Source organism: Balneola sp. (assembly GCA_003712055.1).
GTDB lineage: Bacteria > Bacteroidota > Rhodothermia > Balneolales > Balneolaceae > RHLJ01.
In genome coordinates, this window is record RHLJ01000007.1 from 52350 (window position 1) to 75259 (window position 22910).

Below are 22910 nucleotides of genomic sequence, written 5' to 3' on the forward strand. Positions count from 1 at the left end.
TTTCTGAATTACTCTAATGGAGTAGAAGTATGTTTAAAGAAAAACTTGACCATGAAAAGGTCAAAGCTATTCATCAACCAAGAGAAAAGACCAGGGAAAAACTTGATAATCCCAAGGCAAAAGGTCTTTCTACTACTCTTAATGAGTTTATTCCAACTGCTGAAAAACCTTGGGATAAAAAAAGGGCAGCCCACGTAATTCGAAGATTGTCTTTCGGGCTTCATTATAATGATTTGGATACTGCTCTTTTAATGACGCCTTCCCAATTCATCGATTCTATGATTGATGCAGCTCTAAATGCAGAAATGCCTGCTGCCCCGGAATGGGAAAACAAATACCCTCCCGGGTGGGGCGCCTCTGATGAAGAAGTAATTCAATACTTTTCGGAAAATTTTGATCTGTACATTGAATATCAAACGGAATGGACAGCCCTCATGAAAGCGCATCCTTTTCGAGAAAAGATGGTTCTTTTTTGGCATAATCATTTTGTTACAGAGATTGGAAAATATGAGTTAGCTCCCTATGCCTATCGACATTTTTCGATACTTAGAAATAATGCACTGGGAAACGTTAAGGACTTTGTGAGGGAAATAGGCCTGGATCAAGCAATGCTCATTTACCTCGATGGGGTTGAAAACAGAGCAGAGAGCCCAAATGAAAATTATGCGAGAGAGCTGTTGGAGCTTTTCACTATGGGGATTGGTAACTACACCCAAACCGATATTGAGGAGATAGCAAGGGCATTAACAGGTTACTGGGTAAACTACTTTGATTTTTCTGTTAATTTTGCGGCTGAAATTCATGATGCAGGGGAAAAGACTTTTTTCGGGAGGACAGGGAACTACGATTATAACGACGTAATCGATATCATTTTTGAAGAAAGAGAACAGGAAATAGCGGAATACATCTGCACAAAGATCTATAAGTTTTTTGTGTACGAAACACCAAATGAGGCTATCGTTTCAGAGCTTGCACAATTACTTATCAACGAGAATTTTGAAATTGAACCAGTTGTTCGGACGCTTCTGAAAAGCGAGCATTTTTTTGATGATGAGATTATGGGTGCAATGATTAAAAGCCCAATCGAATTAATGTTAGGTTTACAGATTGAGGTTGGGGAAGGTCTTAACGAGGATTTATTAAGCTGGCAGCCATGGCAATTGTTGAACTTGGGGCAATTCCTGTTCAGTCCGGTAAATGTGGCTGGCTGGCCCGGTCATAGAGCCTGGATCTCGACTACAACGCTTCCTTTTAGATGGCAGTATTCAGCTATACACGCCTATGCCGCAAGTATTGATCCGGTTTCAATTGCAAAGGCGATGAGTAACCCAAATGATCCATATCAATTGGTGGAAGACTTAGCCGAGTATATGCTGGCTGTAGATTTGCCGCAAGCTGATAAAGATGCACTGCCTGGAGTATTACTTGGTGGTATCCCCGATTATGAATGGAGTGTAGATGCAGGTGGAGCCAAATGGCGAATCCTGAGTTTGATGTCCCATATCCGTCAACTTCCAGCGTACCAGCTAAAGTAGGAGAGAACAAATGAAACGAATAAAAGGAAGTGCATTATCAGACGGAATTCATCATCATGAGCACCATGACTTATGTAGTCGTCGAGATTTTATTAGAAAATTAGGATTGTTCACAGCGGGTAGTTCATTTGTATTAGGTAGTACTCCCGTTCAGGCTCTTCAAAGCTCCTCTTTATTTAGAAAACTGGCAGGTCTGGAAACCAATAGGGTACTTGTTTTAATCCAGTTGGATGGTGGTAATGATGGATTAAATACCATTGTGCCCATCGAAAACGATATTTACTACAATGCACGTGAAGATCTGGCTATTTCAAAAAATAGCACGGTAACCCTTACTGATACGGCAGGTATGCACCCTTCGATGTCTCCTCTTGAGAGTCTATGGAATGAAGGAAAAATGGGGGTCATACAGAACGTAGGTTATCCTAGTGGCGACTTATCTCATTTCAGATCAACTGATATCTGGCTTACAGGAAGTAGCCATGATGAATATTTAGAAACAGGCTGGATGGGAAGGCATCTGGATCAGCAATTCCCGGATTTCCAGGAAAATCCAACGGAGTATCCTCTGGCGGTACAGATAGGCGGTGCTTCTTCTTTATTATTTAAAGGCTCTTCATTGGATATGGGTATGACTCTGAATGATGTAGAAGTTTTGGAATATTTGTTAGAAAATGGAGAAATCTATCCAACCGAAGGAATGCCTGACACTATTTATGGTGATGAAATGAGGTATATGCGCATAATGGCGAATAACTCATTTAGGTATGCTGATACTATTAAAACTGCCTATGACTCAACTTCTAATCAGGTTGAGTTTAATGATCAGGAGTTAGGAAGAAGTCTCTCTATTGTTTCTCGATTAATTAAGGGCAATTTAGGGAGTAAAATTTTTCTTGTAAGCCTTGGAGGTTTTGATACCCATGCCAATCAATTAGAAGATCATTCAAATCTTTTATCAGAATTAAGTAATGCCATTAAGGATTTTTATGATGATCTAAATGCCGATGGACGTTCGGAAGAGGTCTTAATTGCTACATTTTCTGAGTTTGGAAGAAGAGTTCACAAGAACGGAGCTGCGGGAACGGATCATGGTACAGCTGCTCCACTATTAGTGTTCGGGGATAATATTGAAGGAGGAATCATTGGATCTGATCCTAAACTTAACAACTCTGACTTAGATGAATTCGGAAATATGGTTCATGAGTACGATTTCCGTCAGGTATATGCCACATTACTTAATGATTGGTTTCAATTAGAGGAATCCCAAACAGAAGAAACCATGGGAGATAGTTTTGAAAGGGTTCCTTTTCTAAAAACAGGTAATTCAGTTAATAACGAAAGTGGTTTATCTCCATTCAAATTTCAGCTTCAGCAAAATTACCCCAACCCTTTTAATCCGAAAACCACCATTTCGTTTACACTTCAAAGTACTCAGCCAGTAAAGCTAGAGGTATATGATATTCAGGGGCGTGTGGTGCAAACTCTTGTTGAAGGAACAATTTCTGCGGGAGAACACAGGGTGCGCTTTGATGCTTCAAATCTTTCCAGCGGAACCTACTTGTACCGCCTGTATGCAGGGAATGAAATACAAACCAAAAGTATGACACTTATCAAGTGAGAAGGCTATTCAGTGGTATCGTCCCCTTCATCAACCATGCTCCATCCTAATTCTTCAGCTTCATCCAGGAACTGCTTGTTGATTAGCGCCTGGTATACGATTCCGGTAGGACATGAGCAAGCTAAACAAACCCCATGTACAACTTCCCTGGAATCGAGAACTGGGATTTGATTCTCTTCTAGCTGAACAACAGCTTCCTTTAGGGATGCAAAATCGGGAAAGATACACTGCCTTTCAGCACTAGCTATTCCGATCCAGATACTTTCCTCCAGCTCCTGTTCATTTAAAAAACCAGAACAACTTGAGAGGAATAATAGCATGAAAAAGAAATATCTCATGAGCGATTTAAATAAATGGCACTAAGTTATTATATAATAATTGGGAAAGTGACTTACCAATAACCATTAACAAATAACTATCATGTTAGTGAATAACCAATGGGCTGTAATTTATTGTACTCTATGTATTCGTTGCACCTAACGATGTGGCTAACACATTATTTGCTGTCAATAGTACTTTCTATTCTTACATCATTTAAAAGCGTACGATGTACCGGACATTTTTTTGAGATTTCCAACAATTTGTCTAGTTGTTTATCATCAAGCTCGCCTTTAATAATCAGTTCTTTTTCAATCACGTCTATTTTTGAAGAAGGGTCTTCACAGCTCTTGCAATCATCAACATGACTCTTATTGTGTCTAAGTTCTACATACATATCTCCCAGTTCCCAGCCTTTTCTTTGAGCATACATTTTAACGGTCATTACTGTGCACGTTCCTAACGACATAAGTAAAAGATCATAGGGGTCCGGACCAAGATTTTGCCCGCCATCTACTTCTACAGGTTCATCAGAGATAAGCTCATGCTTTCCAGCTGTTAACGTTGTTTTAAAGGGTTCGTCTTTAGGCAAATAAACGTGGACAATTTTTTTTGAATCCTGATCTGTCATAATTGATAAGGTTGGTTACTAAGACAAAGTACTTCAAAATCTGTAAAGAGAAAGGAGTGATTACAGTACCCAGGTTACAATCCCGTAACCTTTTCATTACCTAAAGGTAATACGCAAGCTATTCTATGGTAACAAGAAAACAAGATTTTAATCGATAAATCATCTTTACAGGCTATGAAAAGATCCCTAGATACGGTAGTAATCTCGGACGTTCATCTGGGTACTGTTGGCTGTCATGCTGTTGAACTTGTCCAATATCTCAATTCAATTGAACCAAAACGGATAATCCTCAATGGGGATTTTATTGATATGTGGCAGTTCAAAAAGTATTACTGGCCGGAAGCCCACATGCACGTAATCCGTACTTTAATAACCATGATGACTAACGGAGTAGATATCTATTATCTCACCGGAAATCATGATGAAACCCTTCGCAAAGTATCCAGCCTTCAGTTAGGTCCTTTGTTCATTCTCGATAAACTTGTTCTTGAGCTAAATGGGGAAAAGGTATGGTTCTTCCATGGTGACATTTTCGACGTGACTATGAAGTACTCAAAATGGCTAGCTAAATTAGGGGGCAAAGGGTACGAGCTATTGATTCTCCTAAACCGATGGGTGAATAAAATCTCCCAGAAATTGGGGTATGGTAAGTTATCTCTCTCTAAAAAAATTAAAGACAGCGTTAAAACAGCAGTTAACTTTATTGATGATTTTGAAGTAACTGCTATGGAGCTCGCGATAGATGAAGGATATGATTATGTGGTTTGTGGTCATATACATCAACCAAAAATACGCGGTTATGAGAATGAGAAAGGTTCTGTGATTTATTTGAATTCAGGAGACTGGATCGAAAATCTAACCTGTCTTGAATATGATGGCCATGAATGGAGCCTTTACCGATATGAGGAAGACACGGTACTACAGGAAAGCCCAAGGGTAACACAACTTATCCAGCGCCATACGAATGATGCTAAAGTTATGATAGGATGAGAATACTATACGGAGTACAAGGAACCGGACATGGTCATATAAGTCGGGCCAGAGTTGTGCTTCCAAAGCTGCGGGAGTATGCAGAGGTAGATGTACTTATAAGCGGATATAACTTCCACATGGACCTCGATGGAGAGATAGCTTATAAAGCCCGGGGAATTAGCCTTACCTACGACAGCAAGGGTAGTGTGGATTTTTTAGAGACGGCACTCAATTTAAAACCGGTAAAATTCATACAGGATATTCAATCTGTTCCCCTGGAGGAATACGATTTTGTCGTAAATGATTTCGAGCCAGTCACAGCCTGGGCTGCTCAAACAGCTGGAGTTAATTGTGTAGGTATCAGTCATCAAGCGGCCTTTATGTCTCCAAATGTACCTAGGCCTCAAAAAAAGTCGCTAATGGCAGAAGGAGTGATGAAACATTTTGCTCCTTTTTCGGTTCCCGTGGGTTCTCATTATTTACGCTACGATGATTTTATTGAACCTCCAATTATCAGAAAGCAAATCAAGGAACTGAATCCTTTTCAGGGAGATCACATCACGGTTTACCTTCCTGCATTCGATCATGAAACTCTCAGTTCTGTGTTTAATCAGGTAAAGCAGGTGCAATGGCATATTTTTTCTCCCACTTGTGATGAGCCTTACGAAAAAGGGAATGTATATATTCGCCCAATTGGAAAGGATAGTTTCCTAAAGAGCTTCGAAAGCTGTTTAGGTGTAGTTTCATCTACTGGATTTGAAACCACTTCGGAATCAATGTTTTTGGGCAAAAGACTACTGACCATTCCTATCAGAAACCAATATGAACAATTATGTAATGCAGCCGCACTTGAGAAGTTAGGCGGGAGTGTTATTTATAACATTGATGGCTCTTTCAAAACTAAAGTAAGCGACTGGATTCTAAATGGGGAAGCATTGGAGCTCCCTGAAATATCTGACGAAGATGTGCTCGTCAATAAGATCCTTACTGCAGGAATAGGGGAAGAGGTGGAGCTTTCTTGAACTAAACATTGAACATAGAACTTCGAAGTTCATTTGTTCAAAGTTCAATTCCTTCTTCCTAAAGGTATCTCTCGTTCATAATTGAAACGTGGTGGGCAACATGACCTACAATAATGAAAGCCAATGCTCTTACAGTAACATCCATACCGCTCGCATTTCCTTGACGCGAGATCATTTCCTTAGTCATGCTGTCAAATAAGTGGATAGTGGAAACCCTTACTGCCAGGAATTCATTGGCAAGATTACTTAATTCTCTACTGTTATAATTGTTCTCAGCCATGTATATGTCCTGATCCATTCCAGGTAAGGCTTGTTCATCTCCTCTGCTTATGGCAAAGGCTCTATAGCTAAACAAACGCTCTGCTTCAATCATATGTCCAAATACTTCTTTGATAGTCCACTTATCAGGAGCATATTTGAAATACGCCTTATCTCCAGGTATAGAATTAGCTAAAGTAAATAAGTTGTGCATTTGTTTATTGAGAGTATGAATAACATTCCCTTTTTTTACATGACTCACATAAGTAGAATAAAAGTGCGCGTATTCTGAAGAATCAGGATACTCATCTTCCCAAATTTCCATGGTGTACTTGGTTTAAATTGAGATTCTTTTCAATGTATATAAGCTTAATTGAAGAACCAATATTTGATTCAAGACTAGAGTTCATAAAAAGTAAAATGCACAGGTTTTCGTATCTTTATACGCTATCCATTTAGGGGCATTAAACCTACAGATTTGTAAAACGAAGTAATATGTTTTTTGAACAAGTATTTGAAGAGAAACTGGCACAATATGCATATGTAATTGGATGCCAAAAAACCGGCGAAGCTATTGTTATAGATCCTATGCGGGATATTGATCGATATGAGAAACTTGCATCAAAGCATGGTCTTAGCATTGTTGCAGCTGGTGAGACTCATATTCATGCCGATTACCTTTCCGGATTGAGAGAGTATACTGAAAGAGGAGTGAAAGTTTATGCTTCGGATGAAGGAGACCAGGATTGGAAATATGAATGGTTGATTGGAAGCCAATATGATTACCAATTACTTAAAGATGGTGATCAGTTCAGTATTGGGAATATCCGCTTTGATGTACTTTACACCCCGGGCCATACTCCTGAACACATCAGTTTTTTAGTTACGGATGGTGCTGCTACAGATGAGCCAATGGGCATTCTGTCTGGTGATTTTGTTTTTGTAGGAGATGTAGGTCGTCCGGACTTATTAGAAACCGCTGCAGGTCTTGAAGGATCTATGGAAACTTCTGCGAAGACTTTATATAAATCCATTGAAAAGTTTAAAACCATGCCAGACTATCTTCAATTATGGCCAGGTCATGGTGCTGGAAGTGCATGTGGGAAGGCTTTGGGAGCAGTTCCTAAATCGACAATTGGCTATGAGCAACGGTTCAACACTTCGATAAAATCGGCGATTACAGAAAAGGATTTTGTGGATTACATCCTGGATGGGCAACCAGAACCCCCGCTCTATTTTGCGAGAATGAAGAGGGATAACAAGAAAGGTCCAAAGGTTCTTGGGCAACTTCCTAATCCAAAGAGATTATCTATCGAAGAAATTGTAAAGAGTACCGCTACAGATTCAGCAGTTGTACTAGATACCAGAAATCGTACTGAGTTTATGGCTGGTCATCTTAAAAATTCCTTGTTGGCTACACTAAAAAAAGACTTTAATACCATCGCGGGTTCTTACATAACGGAACATCAGGATATATACTTAATTGCTGATGAGTCACAAATTGAAGAGGCCGTAACCGATCTAATACGTGTAGGGTTAGATAACATCAAAGGATATGCAACTCCCGAGGATATAATTAAATCAGGTGTTGAGCTGGTTTCTACGGAAACGATTGACTTTGAAGATGTGGACAGTCTAATGGCCCAGGGAGAGGCAACATTATTAGATGCTCGAAAAAAATCTGAATTTGATCTAGGTCATCATCCTGATGCAATTAATATTTCTCATACCAGATTGCTTGATCGATTTGAAGAGATTCCAACAGAAAAGCCAGTCCTCATTCATTGTAAATCCGGAAACAGAGCTTCATTCGCATCTGCTTTGCTAGAGTCAAAAGGGTATGAAGTGAAGTATGTAGATGACAACGTAGAGCCCTGGCTGGAAAAGAATAACCTGATGATCGAGGCGTAACATGTTTTGGGCCTGGTTGGGAGCATTAGTAATTGGGTTATCTCTTGGACTATTAGGATCAGGGGGCTCGATTCTTACAGTACCAGTACTTATTTATCTGGTTGACCAGCCTGAAAAAGTGGCTATAGCTGAATCACTTGGGATCGTTGCTTCCATTAGTTTATTTGGGGCTATCCCTTATGCATGGCGCAAGGAAATAGATTGGAAAAGCGTGCTATGGTTTGGTGTTCCGGGAATGGTAGGAACTTATTATGGGGCGACACTCTCTCAGTTTCTTTCAGGGAATTCCCAATTAATCATTTTTGCGATAGTAATGCTTTTAGCTGCTTTTTTAATGGTGAAGGATAATCCGCGCCTGAAAAAGGAGAAAGGGTATTCTGCTCCTCGATATATACTCATCCTGGAAGGTGCTATCGTCGGGATAGTTACCGGATTAGTAGGAGTAGGTGGAGGATTCTTGATCATACCGGCGCTGGTTTTATTCGGTGGATTAAAAATGAGGATCGCTGTTGGAACAAGCCTTACTATTATCGCAGCAAAGAGTTTTATCGGTTTCTATAAATATCTGGATGTGCTCCGAGTTGAGAAGCTGAATATTGATTGGGAACTACTGGCAATTTTCACCGCCATAGGAATTATCGGTAGTATGGTTGGTGGAAGACTAAGTAAAAAGGTACCTCAGAAATCACTAAAGAAGGGATTTGGAGTATTCTTGATTGGCATGGGTGCTTTTATCCTCTGGAGTAATCTGTCTAAGACCTTTATGGTTTAGTTTTTTTAGGTCATCCCGGACTTGATCCGGGATCTGTGAAGCCGGATTCTTTGACTAAAGAGAAGGAGAAATTACAATCGGGCTCCCTAGTCCCTAACCTGCTTCCTACCAATCCAATACAAAATTGAACCTACCGCGATAAAAAGAGCAGTCATCCAAATGTTCTTCAGGCTCACCTGGAACATCAGCCAAAGGCAGGCTAAAATCCCAAGAACGGGTATAGTATAACCTCCTTTTAGAGTAAAGGTATTCTCACCTTTAAACTTCGGGCGGAGTTTTGGTACAGCTGCACAAGTGATGATATAGAAGAACACCCGAGAAAGAACGGTCATGGCCGCCAATGCAGTAAAAGAACCCAAAGCAGCACCGATAAAAGAAAAAACCCCAAAGAAAATCACTGAATTTGAGGGTGTTAGGAATTTGGAATGAACTTTTCCAAACCAGTTAGGGAGTGATTTATCAAGAGAAAGGGCATAGGTAAGCCGGGGAGTAGAGAACATATTACTAACCAGGTTTCCGGTCACAGAAGTTGCTACTCCAATCATAAGTATCACAGCACCTATTTCTCCAAATAAGGCCGAAGATGCATCCAGTAGTGGAGAAGTTGAAGAAGCTAAATCAGGGACTGCTGCCTCTGCTACAAGCTGGATAAGCATATAGAGAATTACAATAGAACCTAAACCAAGAATCAGTGCTCTGGGCATATCTCGTTCAGGATTCTTGGTTTCACCGGCAGGGACAACACCTCCTTCAAAACCTACGAAAGCATATATAAGCAGAAGGGTAGCAGCCCCAAGGTTTTCAGTAATTGGTTGCTGTGATTCGAAAGAAGGCAGAATTTCACCACCAAGCATCACCAACCCACCAAATACCAGCATGATGAGTACAGAAAATTTTAAGACAGTAAAGGCAGCAAGTGAACGAATTGATTCAACGGAGCCAAGCACATTGACAAAGGTAAGTGCTCCACAAATAATAGCCAGAGAGATAATACGTCCAATACCTTCACCAGCAGGAGCATAAAAATATCCTATACTTTCGACCAGGAGAACGGAATTAGCAGCAAAGGAAATCATCCGAGCCATGTAGTACAGCCATCCACTTTGGAATCCGATGAAAGGGCCGAAAGCTTCTGTACCATATCTAACAGGGCCACCTGTACCTCTGAAGTAGCTACCCAATTCAGCAAAGCTGAGAATTACAGGCAAGATAAGAATAGCACAGAAGGCATAAATCCATACGCTGTAAGATCCTGCCAGGGCATTTGCTCCACTAGGAAGTCCAAAAATACCCGCCCCGATTAACCCATTTACAACAAGAAGCCAAATTCCCCAGGTTCCAAGTTTTCGGGGTAGTTTTTCTTTGGTGGATGTATTCATGGCCAGAAGTTAATCGATTACACTCATAAAACTAGAAATGATTTATCGTTCTTTTGGACCGCTAAAAGTACATGGCCATCAAAACGGTTCTTTCTACTTTTGTACCGACAAAAGTAGCAAAAACTCCCGGCTATGATTGCTTCCGGACATATAATCCTGCTCGTTCTACATAAAACCAAACGCTCGCAAGCGAGCAGGTTTTATGGTTTGAACTCACGATATGGATTATATGCTACCCCTCCATCAATCTAAGGCCGGATTATTAACGGCCTTTGAATTATAGGCGGAACAAGTGAGCTCATTTTTGAGCGTGACCAAAGGTCGAATAATTCCACACAGGCTCGATTAGAAAATATGTACGAATAGAATGAAGACCATTGGAATTATTCAGCGAGGAAATGGTGAACCCGCCTAGAATTCATAGCCTTGATTTTTTGGTACTTTTGCATCAAGGCAAAAGTACAACACCCATCAACTGGTAGTTATAGTGGCTTCCAATCAACCATACATAATTTTACCTCATGGATTTATTAGGTCTCCTATTTTTGTTAGCGCTTTGTTTATACATACTAACTACTGATTTTGAAAAGAACTCGATCAATACTAATACTCTGTGGGGCATTACTTTTTAGTCAAAACCTAGCTGCATTTCAGGCTGTTGATGAGGTACAGAAAACCATCCAATCAACTCGATTGACCGCAGAAGAGAAAGCTGCATTTCGATTCGATGGAAATTTAAAAGAATCTTTTTGGCAATCTATTCCCTCTGCTTCTGGATTTACCCAACAATCACCGGTTGAAGGTGATCCGGCTACCGAGAGAACCGAAGTAAAAATAGCTTACGACGATAAGTATATGTACATAGGAGTTATTCTATATGATAGCGATCCGTCCCAAATCAAAGCATTTCAGAAACGAAGAGACCAGCGTATTGTATCCGATGAACGTTTTGTCTGGATCTTTGACACGTTCAACGATCAACGGAATGCCTATTTCATGGAGATCAACCCAAATGGAATGAGAACCGATGGTTTGGTGAGTTCTGGTCAGGGTGGGGGCATCAATCTAAATTGGGACGGCATTTGGGATGCCCGGACTTATATCGGTGAATTCGGTTGGTCTGCGGAGATAAAAATCCCATTCGGTACCCTCAACTTTGATGAAAATAGCGATCACTGGGGGGTAAATTTTATGCGGGTGATCCGACGAAAAAATGAGACTGCTCTTTGGACAGGTCATAGAAGAAATCAAGGGATTGCCCGACCACAAGATGCAGGCCTAATAACAGGTTTAAGGAATATTTCACAGGGATTGGGACTCGAAGTCGTTCCATTTGGAATCAGCACCGTTTCCAGTGATCAAACCGGGAGTGAAACGGAAAATGAGTTAAGTCCTGATGCCGGTGTTGATATCAATTATAATATTACCCCCAGCTTGAAAGCCTCTGTTACCTTTAACACTGATTTCGCCGAAGCGGAAGTGGATCAACGGCAGGTGAACCTTACTCGTTTTCCAATCGCTTTTCCGGAACAAAGGGACTTCTTTTTGGAAGGAGCTAATATTTATTCATTTGCTCCAAGTAGTGGAATCAATCCTTATTTCAGCCGAAGAATTGGGCTAAATTCGGGTAACCCGATTCCCATCACCTATGGAGCCCGGTTATTAGGAAATGTTGGAGAAAACAACCTCGCAATACTACATGTGCGAACCGGCGAAAGTGGTGATCTGGATGCCGAGAATTTTTCCGTAGCCAGGCTAAAACGCAATATTGGAAGCGAAAGTACGATCGGGCTTATTTACACACGTCGTTCAACCGCTGATGTCGATTCTTTACAGGATCGACACACTCTTGGTGCTGATTTAGAATTAGCAACCTCATCATTTTTGGGAGATAAAAACCTTCAGTTTCAGGCGTTCTTTGTATTTCATAATCCTGCTGAAGTGGATGACAATACTTCGGAGTTTTTAGATCGTTCATCTCGTGGGTTTCGTTTGAATTTCCCAAACCGCCCTTGGTCCGGGCATGTTTCATACCGTGAATTTGGCGAGGCCTTTAATCCGGCTGTTGGCTTTGCACGAAGAGTTGCATTTCGACGATTACAACCCTCTATCGATTTTACCCCACAGTTCTCAAACAGCAATACCATAGATCAGGTTAGATGGGGAATCAGGTTTGAGCATCTCACGGACCTGGATTTTACGCTTCTAACACAAAACCTAATTTTCACACTCGGTGATGTAAGATTTTCGTCAGGCGATCGAGTTTTTTGGAGAGTAGGCAGAAATTACGAGTTACTGGATTTCGAGTTTGATATTCGCCGTGATGGAAGCATTATCATCCCGATTGATGAGTACACAAACTGGAATACAGAATTTGGGATAAATACCGCACAGTTCAGAAAAATATCCGCAGGCTTGGAAGTTGAATACAATGGATTCTGGACAGGTACCGAGACGGAAGTAGAAGCCGAGCTAAACTTTCGACCCATTCCCGGAATAGAACTATCCCCAAGTTATACCCGAAGAATGATTCGATTACCGGAGGGTGATTTTAATGCCGATATCCTATTGCTTGAAGGAGTTTGGGATTTAACAACCGAGCTATTTTTCACAACCAATCTGCAATATGATAATGTGAGCGGAGGAGTGGGTTTAAACAACAGGCTACGCTGGATTATTACTCCCGGATCGAACCTGTTTCTGGTCTACAATCACAACTGGGAAGAGAACGTGCTAGGTCAGTTAGAAACAGCTACCCAAGCCGGGATTGTGAAACTAAGCTATACTCATCGGTTTTAGCAGTTTATTATCAATTTTCTGAAAAAGGAATAATGTTTCTGCAATCTAGGCTAAGTTCGAATAAATATATGAAGTCCAAGATCAATTGGTATAGTTATATTAAACTGGAATTAAGGCCTTAATTCAGGTAACTCATTTCTTATCTTTATGATTTGGTAATTTGCGTGATTTTTACCCTCTCTGTTGGTATAGTTGAATCTTGCTGATCTAAGGCGAATGAAATAGATAAAATCAGTTTTTTTTTCATTGAACGGCAGGGGTTCAATCCAGCCAGAAACCAGACCAAATGTAGCAGAGGAATCCATATCGTTGGAGTATATTTTTGTGCTTGGTTGTCCAATGTCAGCATGAGGCTTTATTTCAAATGGGAGTTTTGAATACAACTCTCTAAATCTATCTGCATGACGCGAGAAGGCCCAGTCATTATTATGATTAAGAGTTCTTACAGTCCTATTTTCTGGAGGGGTTACAGTACTATCGATAAATGTAACGTTAAGATTAAAATAGACCTCGATATATTCTTCAATAGAAATTTTTTCTATCGCATTGATTTGACTTAGGTGCTGTTTAATTTTCTGATTCTCCGTTATTAGAACATCAATATTATTTTTAACTATTCGAAGATTCTCTCCTTTTAATTCAGCATGTAACTCTTCAATGAACCCGTCTATTTCTGCTTTGTAGCTTTCATCTGTATGAGACCTAAGCCAAATAATTGCACCTACGAAAATTAAACAAAGGATTACAATTGTTACACCTTCTATTGTTAGTATTCCAAAAATCTTAGCTGTTCCATTTCCTCCAATTACATCCTGACGAAATCTCCCACTAAAGATAAAGGCTAGTACAATTGCTGTAAGTAATGCCCCAAAAAAAATCTCAACCCATGAAATAGTCATACTAATCTTACAATTAAGTAAATATTAAAAATTTACCTGCTCATAAATACATATAAAAATATTTTTAATTGCAAATTAAGATCTAATGTTTGGGAAGTTTAATATGTAGAGATGTTTTAGTGATGTAGCGAAACCTCAGATTAACTCGTTGTTTGTTAAGGTCAAACCTCATCAAACCTAAAACAGTCGATCGTATGATCATTCACCAGCCCACAAGCCTGCATATAGGCATACATAATGGTGCTTCCTACGAACTTAAATCCTCGTTTCTTCAGATCCTTGCTTAATGCGTCTGATTCTGGAGTGGTTACCGGTACCTCACTCATGGTTTTCCAGCCACCTACTATTGGTTTCCCATCCACAAACCGCCAGATATAAGCATCAAAGCTCCCGAATTCTTTTTGGACCTTCAGGAAATTCTGGGCATTGGTAACGGCCCCTCTAACTTTTAATTTATTCCTGACAATTCCTTCAAACTGGAGTAGTTCCTGGATTTTATTCTCATCATAGCTTGCTACCACCGCGGGATCAAAATCTGAAAAAGCAGTTCGATACCCTTCTCTTTTTTTGAGAATTGTAGCCCAGTTTAATCCAGCCTGAGCACCCTCCAAAATAAGAAACTCAAAATGGACCCTGTCATCATGAACCGGTACTCCCCACTCTTCATCGTGGTATTTAATGTACTCTTCAGATTGACTTTTCGCCCAATCACAACGGATTTTTTCTTGCATTACAGAATTATTTAAGCTGGGAATGACGATAAAAGAAACTTCTTATTCAGTTAATAAAAAAGGGGGAATTATTAATTACATTCCCTACACTCACTCAATAAAAAAGACTTATTAAGACCTCGAAGTAGCCCATGCCCTGGAAATCTACCATACATCAGCTCGCTCAAGAAAGCAAGATCAGCGAACACTTAGCAGATCAAATCTGTACGTTAACGGAAATCCTCGAAGTACTCTGCAAAGAGCGTTCCGGAGAGTCATTTGTTGAATTGCTTGCCGAATTTCCCCTCAAAAGCAGAGAAGCATTAGATGAGAATAAGGAGGAAGTATTAGCTCAGCTTCAGGATCAGATTGCTGGTATGCCAGCTGACACCATTAAAGAATTTCTGCGCATCTATACTACTTTTTTCCACCTGGTAAATTCTCTTGAACAGCATGAAATCAGCCGGATTAACAGGAAAAGAGAGCGTGAAGAGACACCCGAAAAGCCCAGAAATGAAAGTATTCTTGAAGCGGTCTACAATATGAAGGAGGCTGGATACTCGCTAGAAGAAGCTATCCAGGTGTTTGAAACTATGGACATCCAGCCTACAATTACCGCTCATCCAACAGAAGCTCGAAGGCGAAGTGTGCTCTCCAAGCAGCATGAGATCAGTAAAATGATAGCTGAAGTTGGTAGCAAATCCCACACAGAAGACGAGAAGAAGTATCTGAAAAAAGAAATCCTAAACCAGATGAAGCTTCTACTTATGACAGATGAAGTACGGGCAGAACGTATGTCGGTAGAGGATGAGGTGGAAAATGGACTTTTTTTCTTTACTCATACCATTTGGGACGTGGTGCCAAGCTTATACCGGGATATTCGAAATGCACTGGAAACCTATTATGGTGAGGCCGGAGAGATTCCGATCGTTCTTAAATATCGATCCTGGATAGGTAGTGATAGGGATGGGAATCCAAATGTAACTTCATCAGTGACCTGGAAAACGGTGATGGAACAGCGGAAAACAGTTTTGGGTGTGTACCTGAAGAAACTGGATCACCTACGTAGGTATTTAAGTATTTCCTATAAAGAGACAGATATTTCGGATGCTTTGAGAGCTTCACTTAGGGATGAAGAAACCGCAAATCCGTTGAGTGAATTGTATGAGCGAAGGTATCAAAGGGAGCCATATCGTCGGAAGATCACTCATATGATGCAATATATCCAGGAACAACTGGATGCTATCAACCTCGAAAAGGAAGAAGTACTAAAAGTAGCTGCAAAGTATACTTCGGAAGATTTCATCAATGACCTGGATTTGATCCGAGACAGTTTGATCGAAAACGATTTGGCTGCCCTCAGTGAGCAGGGTAGGCTTCAGGACCTGGTGATCTGCGCCAAAACCTTTGGTTTTCATCTAACCTCGCTGGATATCCGTCAGCATAGCCGACTGCATGAAGAAACAGTAGAGGAGTTACTGAAAAAGGGGCAGGTTGTAGATGCATATTCATCACTTAGTGAAGAACAGAAAATTGAAGTATTAGAAAAAGAGCTGCAAAACCCCCGACCACTTAGTCCATTCAAAACACAGCGCTCAGAAGTGGCGAACAGGGTAATGACGGTATTTGAAGAAATCCGGGATATGCTTGCTCTGGATAAGAATAGTTTTGGTAGTTATATCATCAGTATGACTCATGGAGTCAGCGATATGCTTGAAGTATTGTTGATTGCCAAAGAGCTTGGATTATGGAGTTATATCGACGGGCAGGTAGAAACTCATTTGGATGTAGTACCTCTTTTTGAGACAGTTGAGGATTTAGGAGCGTGTTCCGGGCAAATGGCACAAATGTTTGAGCATCCATTATTCAGCAAGCAAATTGAAGCTCGTGGCAATTTCCAGGAAATTATGCTTGGATACTCCGATAGTAACAAAGATGGTGGATATTTAACTGCTAACTGGGCACTGAACAAAGCTCAATATGATTTGGGGATGACCTGCCGTAAATATGGTATTGATTTTAGGTTATTCCATGGAACAGGTGGTACTGTTGGAAGGGGTGGAGGGCAATCCAATAAAGCGATTGTAGCCATGCCTCCGGTTAGCAATAATGGACGCATTCGATTTACAGAACAAGGAGAAGTAATCTCGTTTAGATACTCACTTCACACTATAGCTCACCGTCACCTGGAGCAGCTTGTGAATGCGATGGTAAGAGTGACTATGACTCAAAAAGACAAACCGGGGTATCTTAGTGATTCCGATTATGAGTGGGATATGATGCAGGAACTGGCTCAAACTTCGATGGAGGCCTATCGAGGGTTGATTGATGATGAGGATTTTTGGGATTGGTATTATGGAATAACTCCTATCGAACATATTGGTAAGCTTCCGATTGCTTCGCGCCCCGTTTCGAGAGGAAAAGGAGGTAAACTTACTTTTGATGGATTAAGAGCCATTCCCTGGGTATTCGCATGGACACAGGTTCGATATAATGTCCCTGGCTGGTATGGAATTGGAAAAGCACTTACTACCATTTTCGAGAAGTATGATGATGCACAGGAGATTATTTCACGCTGGCAGAAAGAATGGCGATTCTTTTTCACAATATTGAACAACTCTCAACGTGAAATAGCACGGACGCATATAGCCACATCTACGATCTATAATGAACCGGGAAATTTGAATTTTCACGAGAAAATCACTACTGATTTAGATAAGACGATAAAAGGAATAACCACTATTGCCGGAACAAAAGAGGTATTAGAGCATAATCCGGTAATACAACGGTCCATTTTATTCAGAAACCCCTTTACATACCCATTAAACATCATTCAGAGTGAACTGCTGAAGAGATGGGATAAGGTTTCAACAGAAGAGGAAAAAGAGGAATTAACAGAGTTGATATTCCTCAACATAAACGGCATAGCGGCTGCTATGCAGAGTACCGGGTAGTGAAAGGCAGCATAAAATTTAGTACCTTTCGTCGCCCATCTAGTAAACATTACAGAAAGAGAACCATGGAAGATTTAATGACATCAACGGCATTGAAAGTAGAACGAGCTATCTCTAGCAGAATAGGAGAAGTAGATTTTAATAACCTTCAGTTTGGAAGACTATTCAGCGACCATATGTTTGAAATGGTCTTTGAAAACGGAACATGGGGAGAGGCTTCTATTAAACCCTTTCAGACTATCGAGACTACCCCTGCATTAAATGCACTGCATTATGGTCAGGCTGTATTTGAAGGAATGAAGGCTTTTTATGTAGATGAAGAGACTATCAATATTTTCCGACCAGATGTTCATTTTGCCCGCTTCAATAATTCCTGCCGAAGAATGTGCATTCCTGAGACGGACTATGAGACCTTTATTGCTGCTCTTGAAGAATTGCTGAGACTGGACAAAGCATGGGTTCCTAAGGATCACGGTACGGCTCTATATCTCCGCCCGGTTATTTTCGCTAGTGACAATTACCTGGCTGCAAGAGTTTCTGATATTTATAATTACTACATCGTTACTTCTCCAGTGGGAGCGTACTACCCAGAAGGATTTAACCCTGTATCATTAACTACTCCTGATGGCTATGTAAGAGCGGTTAAGGGAGGCACAGGAGAGGCAAAAACGGCAGGTAATTATGCAGCGAGCTTTCTTCCTGCTAAAAAAGCACAGGAAGAAGGATATACCCAGGTACTTTGGTTAGATGCTATCGAAAATAAGTACATCGAAGAAGTAGGTACGATGAACATTCATTTCCTAATCAACGATACCCTGGTTACTCCTGAACTTACTGGTTCTGTATTAGCAGGTGTAACTCGTCATTCTGTTACTGAGCTTGCCAAAGAGTGGGGTTACAGAGTTGAAGAACGAAGGATTTCTATCGATGAAGTATTCGAAGCATCTCAAAATGGAAGCTTGAAAGAAGTATTTGGTTCGGGAACAGCTGCCGTTATCTCACCTGTAGGCTTGATTCACCATGATGGAACAACCATCAATATTGGAAATGGACAGATTGGGGATGTTGCAAAACGACTCTTTGATGAAATCACTGGAATCCAATATGGAGATATTGCAGACCGATACGGTTGGGTTCATTCAGTAAAAGTATAGTTCTTTGCAGTTTTCTCTCTGGACTTTTTTGGCGATAGGGGCAGGAGGTTTTATCGGGGCTGTTTCCCGATTTCTGCTTTCTATTTCTGTGGATGAGTACTTTGAGAATTCTTCCTTTCCGTTCGGAATCTTCCTCACCAATATTCTAGGGTGTTTGCTCATTGGCTTGTTAGCTGGAATTTTTGAAGCAAAGGCATGGATAAACACAGAGCTTAGATTATTTGTATTCACTGGATTACTGGGCGGCTTTACCACCTTTTCAACCTTTATAAATGATTCCTTTCTACTTGGTAAAGAAGGGGCTTTTTCATTCGCGCTTCTTAATGTAGCCGGGCAGGTTTTGATAGGGTTACTTTTTGTTTGGCTGGGTTACTTACTGGTGAAGCTTTTTTCCTAGATAGCTAAAACCGTATAAGTCTGAGACTTTAGAAGAAATCTCATGGTTTTAAAGTCATTCCCGCGTAGGCGGGAATCTAGATTCCGGCTTTCGCTGCGGAATGACGCTTCATAGAAATATAGAGTGTGTCTTATCTGAAATTAGTTTTAATACCCCTTTGTTCTATCCACCTCATACAAAAGAGGCATTCCCGAAAGTGATCGCTTATAATTTTCTACTATAAGTTCAGCGGCTTCTTTAGGATTAGTCAATGATGCCACATGGGGGGTGATCATAATCTTTGGTCGATTCCAGAAAATATGGTTTTCAGGAAGTGGTTCTTCTTCAAACACATCCAAACAAGCGGCTTCAAGTACGCCTATATCCAGCGCATAGATTAAATCCTCCTCAATAAGATGCGCACCCCTCGCAACATTAATGATGAAAGACGGAGACTTGAGTTTTTTGAACACATCCAAATCCAGAATGCCTTTTGTTTGCTCAGTAAGAGGAAGTAGGCAAACCAAAACATTAGTGGCAGCTAAAAACTCATTCAACTCATCACCAGAAAAGCAGTGTACTCCATCAACCTCTTTTTTTGTTGATGACCATCCATTAACTGAAAAACCATTAGCCATTAACGATTTCGCAACTTCAATGCCCATTTCTCCTAATCCCAGGATGCCTACTGTACATTGATCTTTGGGAACGGGTTCATGAGTACTCCAAAAGCCTTCTCTTTTTTGATCTACATATCTTGAGGTATGAAGCCTGTAATTTTGAACGGCATTCAATACATATTCAGCCATTTGTTCTTTTAAAGAAGGGATAACAACCCGGGCTATTTTAACAGCCTTGGGGATACTCTCATCCTTGAGAATATGATCTACTCCCGCGCCTAATGAAGAAACCACCGTAAGATTTGGATATCCATCTAATACTTTTTCAGGATGTCTCCAACTTAAAGCAAAAGTGACTCGTTGTTTGTTTTCAACCCTAGGCCACACATCAATATCCAGGTTAGAATCCACTTCCAGGAGGGCTTCTTTCCACGGATTCATATCACGACCTTTTGAAATGAGTAAGAGAGACATTAGATATAAGAATTAAATAACTGCCAAATGTTCAAAGTTTACAATCAGCCAAAATAACGAATAGAAAATCTAAGTACCTTTCTCGAAATAATTCAAAAAAATACTACGGTTCATTTGTCTATAAACAAAATCATCCAAAAGGCTTTATATGCGATAGGAAAAGAGATTGAAGCAGTGCGGGAAACCCCCTCATCCGAAGTACTGACGAAAGGTGAAAAAGAGAAAAAGTCTGGGCATCATGTATACGTCTTCGAAACAAACACTCAGGGATTAAAATTTGCCGAAGAAGTAACCGCACAAATTGGTTTAGATCCCAGGAAGAATGTAGAAGTCATCGATTTCAAGGATGGCAAAGTATGGCTGGAATTCGAAAAGGATGAAGGAGCCTTCATCGATGAAGTGTACCTGGAGTGGGAAAACGATTTTGTGCTCAGGAAGATGGAGGGACATTTACATACTCTCGATGAAAAAGTAGATCAAATTCCGCAGTTAAAAGCACTGCTGGAACCCAACGAGCATTACGAATCAGCAACTTTTGAAGGAGAGATCAACTATGATGATCTCAGGAATGCCTCCCAGCGTGATGCCATTGCAAAGTCACTTAAGAACAATATCGTTTTTGTTTGGGGTCCTCCCGGAACAGGCAAAACTGCTACGCTTGGATTCTCGGTTGCCAACTTGTTGAAACAGGGAAAGCGGGTATTATTTGTATCTAATACCAATCGAGCGGTAGACGTAGGGCTGTTAAGCATTCTGGATGCTCTGAATGAGATTTACCCGGAGTTTAATGAAAGTGAGTCGTGCCGATTTGGAGAAGCCTGGCTCGATGACGAACGGCTGGAGGAAGTGCTGTTCGAAAACCAGGTGAAAGCAAAACTAGATTCCAGAAAGGAAGAAGCTGTTCAATTATCCCAGCTATTAGATCAATACAAAGCGCTTCAAGAACAAGTGGACGAGTTGATGGTTAATGGAGAGGATGTTCCTCAGGCCCTGGATATGCAATGCCAGCTGCAGGGAGAAAAGATCGATCGCTTGGGAGGAATAGATCATGTGGAAGATGAAATCGATCGGCTCATAAACTTAAATGAGCGTTATGAACTCAAGAAAAGAAAACTTGTTGCCACCACGATGGCCAAAGTGTGTACTTCAGAACTGTTTTATAACATCAGTTATGATGCGGTGGTGGTAGATGAAGCGTCGATGGCAGGGATACCATATCTCTTGCTTATGGCAGCAAAGAGCAAACACCATTTAGTAGTTGCCGGAGACCCCATGCAGCTTCCTCCTATAGCGATTACTTCGGATGCAGAGGCCAGGGAGTTTTTGGAGCAGGATGTATTCTCCTTCGTTTCCGGAGCAGAAACCACCGAACAGTTATTCCAATGGCATGATGAATATCCGGACTTCACCTGCTTTTTTGATACTCAGTATCGATTAAAGTCCGATTTAGCCCAGGTGATCAGTACCGTCTTTTATGAGGGTAGGCTCGAAACAGGGACGGAACAGCAAAAAGTGTTAAATGGAACATCATCTGTGGCTCTTGTTGACTCTTCCAAATATGGCCCTTCTATCGAACAGGAGAAATCCGAACGAGGATTTAAACCTATAAACCAGGTGCATGAACGCCTGATTGAAGAGAGTCTCAAAAAACTGAATTCAAAGTATAAGCCGGAAGAAATAGGAATCATTGTTCCTTTCCGAAGCAGCACCTACCAGGTGCGAAGTTATCTCAGGGAAAAAGGATTCCGGGGAATTGAAGTGGGAACTATTCACACCTTCCAGGGAAGGGAAAAGAAAGTCATTCTCTTTGATACCGTAATGAGCGGAGAAGCTCAATATGGTCAGCTAAGACACTATTCAGTTCGCCCTTTTGATGAAACTAAAAATGGCTTAAGTGTGCCTCGTTTGCTTAATGTAGCGTTTTCCAGAAGCAAAGAACTATTAGTAGTTATTGCCGATATGAACCATGTGGACAGGGTTTATGGCAAGAAGTTTTTGGGTAAGCTACTTAACTCTGTCAAAGAGATTTCGCTGTAGCTAATCCTCTAGCTAGGGCCAATCCAATCAGTAGAAAAGACGATACTGTCGGCATATACCAATAATTGTCGGGTATAAAGGTGATTTTTGTCTTTCCCTCCAATATGAGCGACACCATTCAATGCCATATGATCTCCATGATAGGTTAAGAAGATCACAAAATTACCGTCTTCTTGGCGACAACTTCGGTTTTGTGGATCTGATATATCTCCATATGTACAGGGAACATTACTGAAGTTTGCTTTTTTCCAATTATGGCTTGCCCCTCCAAATAACTCCGGTTTTTCGTAAGTGGCCTGAAAAAGCTCGCCGCTTTCCAACATTATTTGTGTGTATTCACCCTCTGTAAATTCAAGATTAGTTTCTCCAACTAATTGAATCCCAAGAAATACGCCAAGTACAGCGATGATGAATACCAAAAGCAAAATAATAATTTGTTGTTGTCCCATAACCCTAATGATTCTATTA

At 40.7% G+C, this 22910-nt stretch carries 19 protein-coding genes; 11 read left to right on the forward strand and 8 right to left on the reverse strand.

Going from position 1 to position 22910, the window contains the following annotated elements; all coding sequences use genetic code 11:
• Positions 1–29: 29 nt before the first annotated feature.
• Positions 30–1535, forward strand: coding sequence for a DUF1800 domain-containing protein (locus ED557_14825; protein RNC79354.1), 1506 nt, complete (start codon positions 30–32; stop codon positions 1533–1535).
• Positions 1536–1545: 10 nt separating this feature from the next.
• The gene (locus tag ED557_14830) at positions 1546–3156 is read left to right on the forward strand and encodes a DUF1501 domain-containing protein (GenBank protein RNC79355.1); all 1611 of its coding nucleotides are present in this window, start codon (positions 1546–1548) and stop codon (positions 3154–3156) included.
• Between the two features lie 5 nt (positions 3157–3161).
• Here the strand turns inward: ED557_14830 and ED557_14835 are convergent, their stop codons facing one another.
• A complete protein-coding gene (locus tag ED557_14835) occupies positions 3162–3494 on the reverse strand; it encodes a hypothetical protein (GenBank protein RNC79356.1) in 333 nt (110 codons plus the stop codon).
• 158 nt (positions 3495–3652) lie between these two features.
• Positions 3653–4105, reverse strand: coding sequence for an OsmC family peroxiredoxin (locus tag ED557_14840; protein RNC79357.1), 453 nt, complete (start codon positions 4103–4105; stop codon positions 3653–3655).
• A 174-nt stretch (positions 4106–4279) separates the two neighbouring features.
• Here ED557_14840 and ED557_14845 point away from each other — a divergent pair, with 174 nt between their 5' ends.
• Together ED557_14845 and ED557_14850 are read left to right on the forward strand one after the other, a co-directional pair.
• A complete protein-coding gene (locus tag ED557_14845; protein ID RNC79358.1) occupies positions 4280–5095 on the forward strand; it encodes a UDP-2,3-diacylglucosamine diphosphatase in 816 nt (271 codons plus the stop codon).
• On the forward strand, positions 5092–6099 hold the full coding sequence (locus ED557_14850; protein RNC79359.1) for a hypothetical protein: 1008 nt from the start codon (positions 5092–5094) through the stop codon (positions 6097–6099). The genes ED557_14845 and ED557_14850 overlap by 4 nt, the downstream gene beginning before the upstream one ends.
• 58 nt (positions 6100–6157) lie before the next feature.
• Here the strand turns inward: ED557_14850 and ED557_14855 are convergent, their stop codons facing one another.
• The gene (locus ED557_14855; GenBank protein RNC79360.1) at positions 6158–6682 is read right to left on the reverse strand and encodes a DinB family protein; all 525 of its coding nucleotides are present in this window, start codon (positions 6680–6682) and stop codon (positions 6158–6160) included.
• 170 nt (positions 6683–6852) lie between these two features.
• Here ED557_14855 and ED557_14860 point away from each other — a divergent pair, with 170 nt between their 5' ends.
• Together ED557_14860 and ED557_14865 are read left to right on the forward strand one after the other, a co-directional pair.
• A complete protein-coding gene (locus tag ED557_14860) occupies positions 6853–8268 on the forward strand; it encodes an MBL fold metallo-hydrolase (GenBank protein ID RNC79361.1) in 1416 nt (471 codons plus the stop codon).
• Between the two features lies 1 nt (position 8269).
• Entirely contained in the window at positions 8270–9040 is a 771-nt protein-coding gene (locus tag ED557_14865) for a sulfite exporter TauE/SafE family protein (GenBank protein ID RNC79362.1), read from the forward strand.
• Between the two features lie 86 nt (positions 9041–9126).
• On the opposite strand, the gene ED557_14870 is transcribed toward ED557_14865, so the two are convergent.
• The gene (locus ED557_14870; protein ID RNC79363.1) at positions 9127–10419 is read right to left on the reverse strand and encodes an amino acid permease; all 1293 of its coding nucleotides are present in this window, start codon (positions 10417–10419) and stop codon (positions 9127–9129) included.
• A 582-nt stretch (positions 10420–11001) separates the two neighbouring features.
• Here ED557_14870 and ED557_14875 point away from each other — a divergent pair.
• Complete coding sequence (locus ED557_14875) at positions 11002–13218, forward strand: hydrolase (GenBank protein ID RNC79364.1); 2217 nt, start codon at positions 11002–11004, stop codon at positions 13216–13218.
• Positions 13219–13328: 110 nt separating this feature from the next.
• Here the strand turns inward: ED557_14875 and ED557_14880 are convergent, their stop codons facing one another.
• A complete protein-coding gene (locus tag ED557_14880; GenBank protein ID RNC79365.1) occupies positions 13329–14117 on the reverse strand; it encodes a hypothetical protein in 789 nt (262 codons plus the stop codon).
• Between the two features lie 161 nt (positions 14118–14278).
• On the reverse strand, positions 14279–14848 hold the full coding sequence (locus ED557_14885; GenBank protein RNC79366.1) for a DNA-3-methyladenine glycosylase I: 570 nt from the start codon (positions 14846–14848) through the stop codon (positions 14279–14281).
• Between the two features lie 131 nt (positions 14849–14979).
• Here ED557_14885 and ED557_14890 point away from each other — a divergent pair, with 131 nt between their 5' ends.
• The 3 genes from ED557_14890 to crcB all read left to right on the forward strand — a co-directional run bounded on the left by ED557_14890 (position 14980) and on the right by crcB (position 19332).
• The gene (locus ED557_14890) at positions 14980–17781 is read left to right on the forward strand and encodes a phosphoenolpyruvate carboxylase (protein ID RNC79367.1); all 2802 of its coding nucleotides are present in this window, start codon (positions 14980–14982) and stop codon (positions 17779–17781) included.
• A gap of 65 nt (positions 17782–17846) precedes the next feature.
• Positions 17847–18935, forward strand: coding sequence for a branched-chain amino acid aminotransferase (locus ED557_14895; GenBank protein RNC79368.1), 1089 nt, complete (start codon positions 17847–17849; stop codon positions 18933–18935).
• A 4-nt stretch (positions 18936–18939) separates the two neighbouring features.
• Entirely contained in the window at positions 18940–19332 is a 393-nt protein-coding gene (gene crcB, locus ED557_14900; protein RNC79369.1) for a fluoride efflux transporter CrcB, read from the forward strand.
• Between the two features lie 146 nt (positions 19333–19478).
• Here crcB and ED557_14905 read toward each other — a convergent pair whose 3' ends face one another.
• Complete coding sequence (locus ED557_14905) at positions 19479–20405, reverse strand: glyoxylate/hydroxypyruvate reductase A (GenBank protein RNC79370.1); 927 nt, start codon at positions 20403–20405, stop codon at positions 19479–19481.
• Positions 20406–20519: 114 nt separating this feature from the next.
• Between ED557_14905 and ED557_14910 the strand changes: the two genes are divergently transcribed.
• On the forward strand, positions 20520–22442 hold the full coding sequence (locus tag ED557_14910) for a hypothetical protein (protein RNC79371.1): 1923 nt from the start codon (positions 20520–20522) through the stop codon (positions 22440–22442).
• An 8-nt stretch (positions 22443–22450) separates the two neighbouring features.
• Here the strand turns inward: ED557_14910 and ED557_14915 are convergent, their stop codons facing one another.
• Positions 22451–22891: a hypothetical protein gene (locus tag ED557_14915; protein RNC79372.1), complete on the reverse strand. Its 441-nt coding sequence runs from the start codon at positions 22889–22891 to the stop codon at positions 22451–22453.
• Positions 22892–22910: the final 19 nt, after the last annotated feature.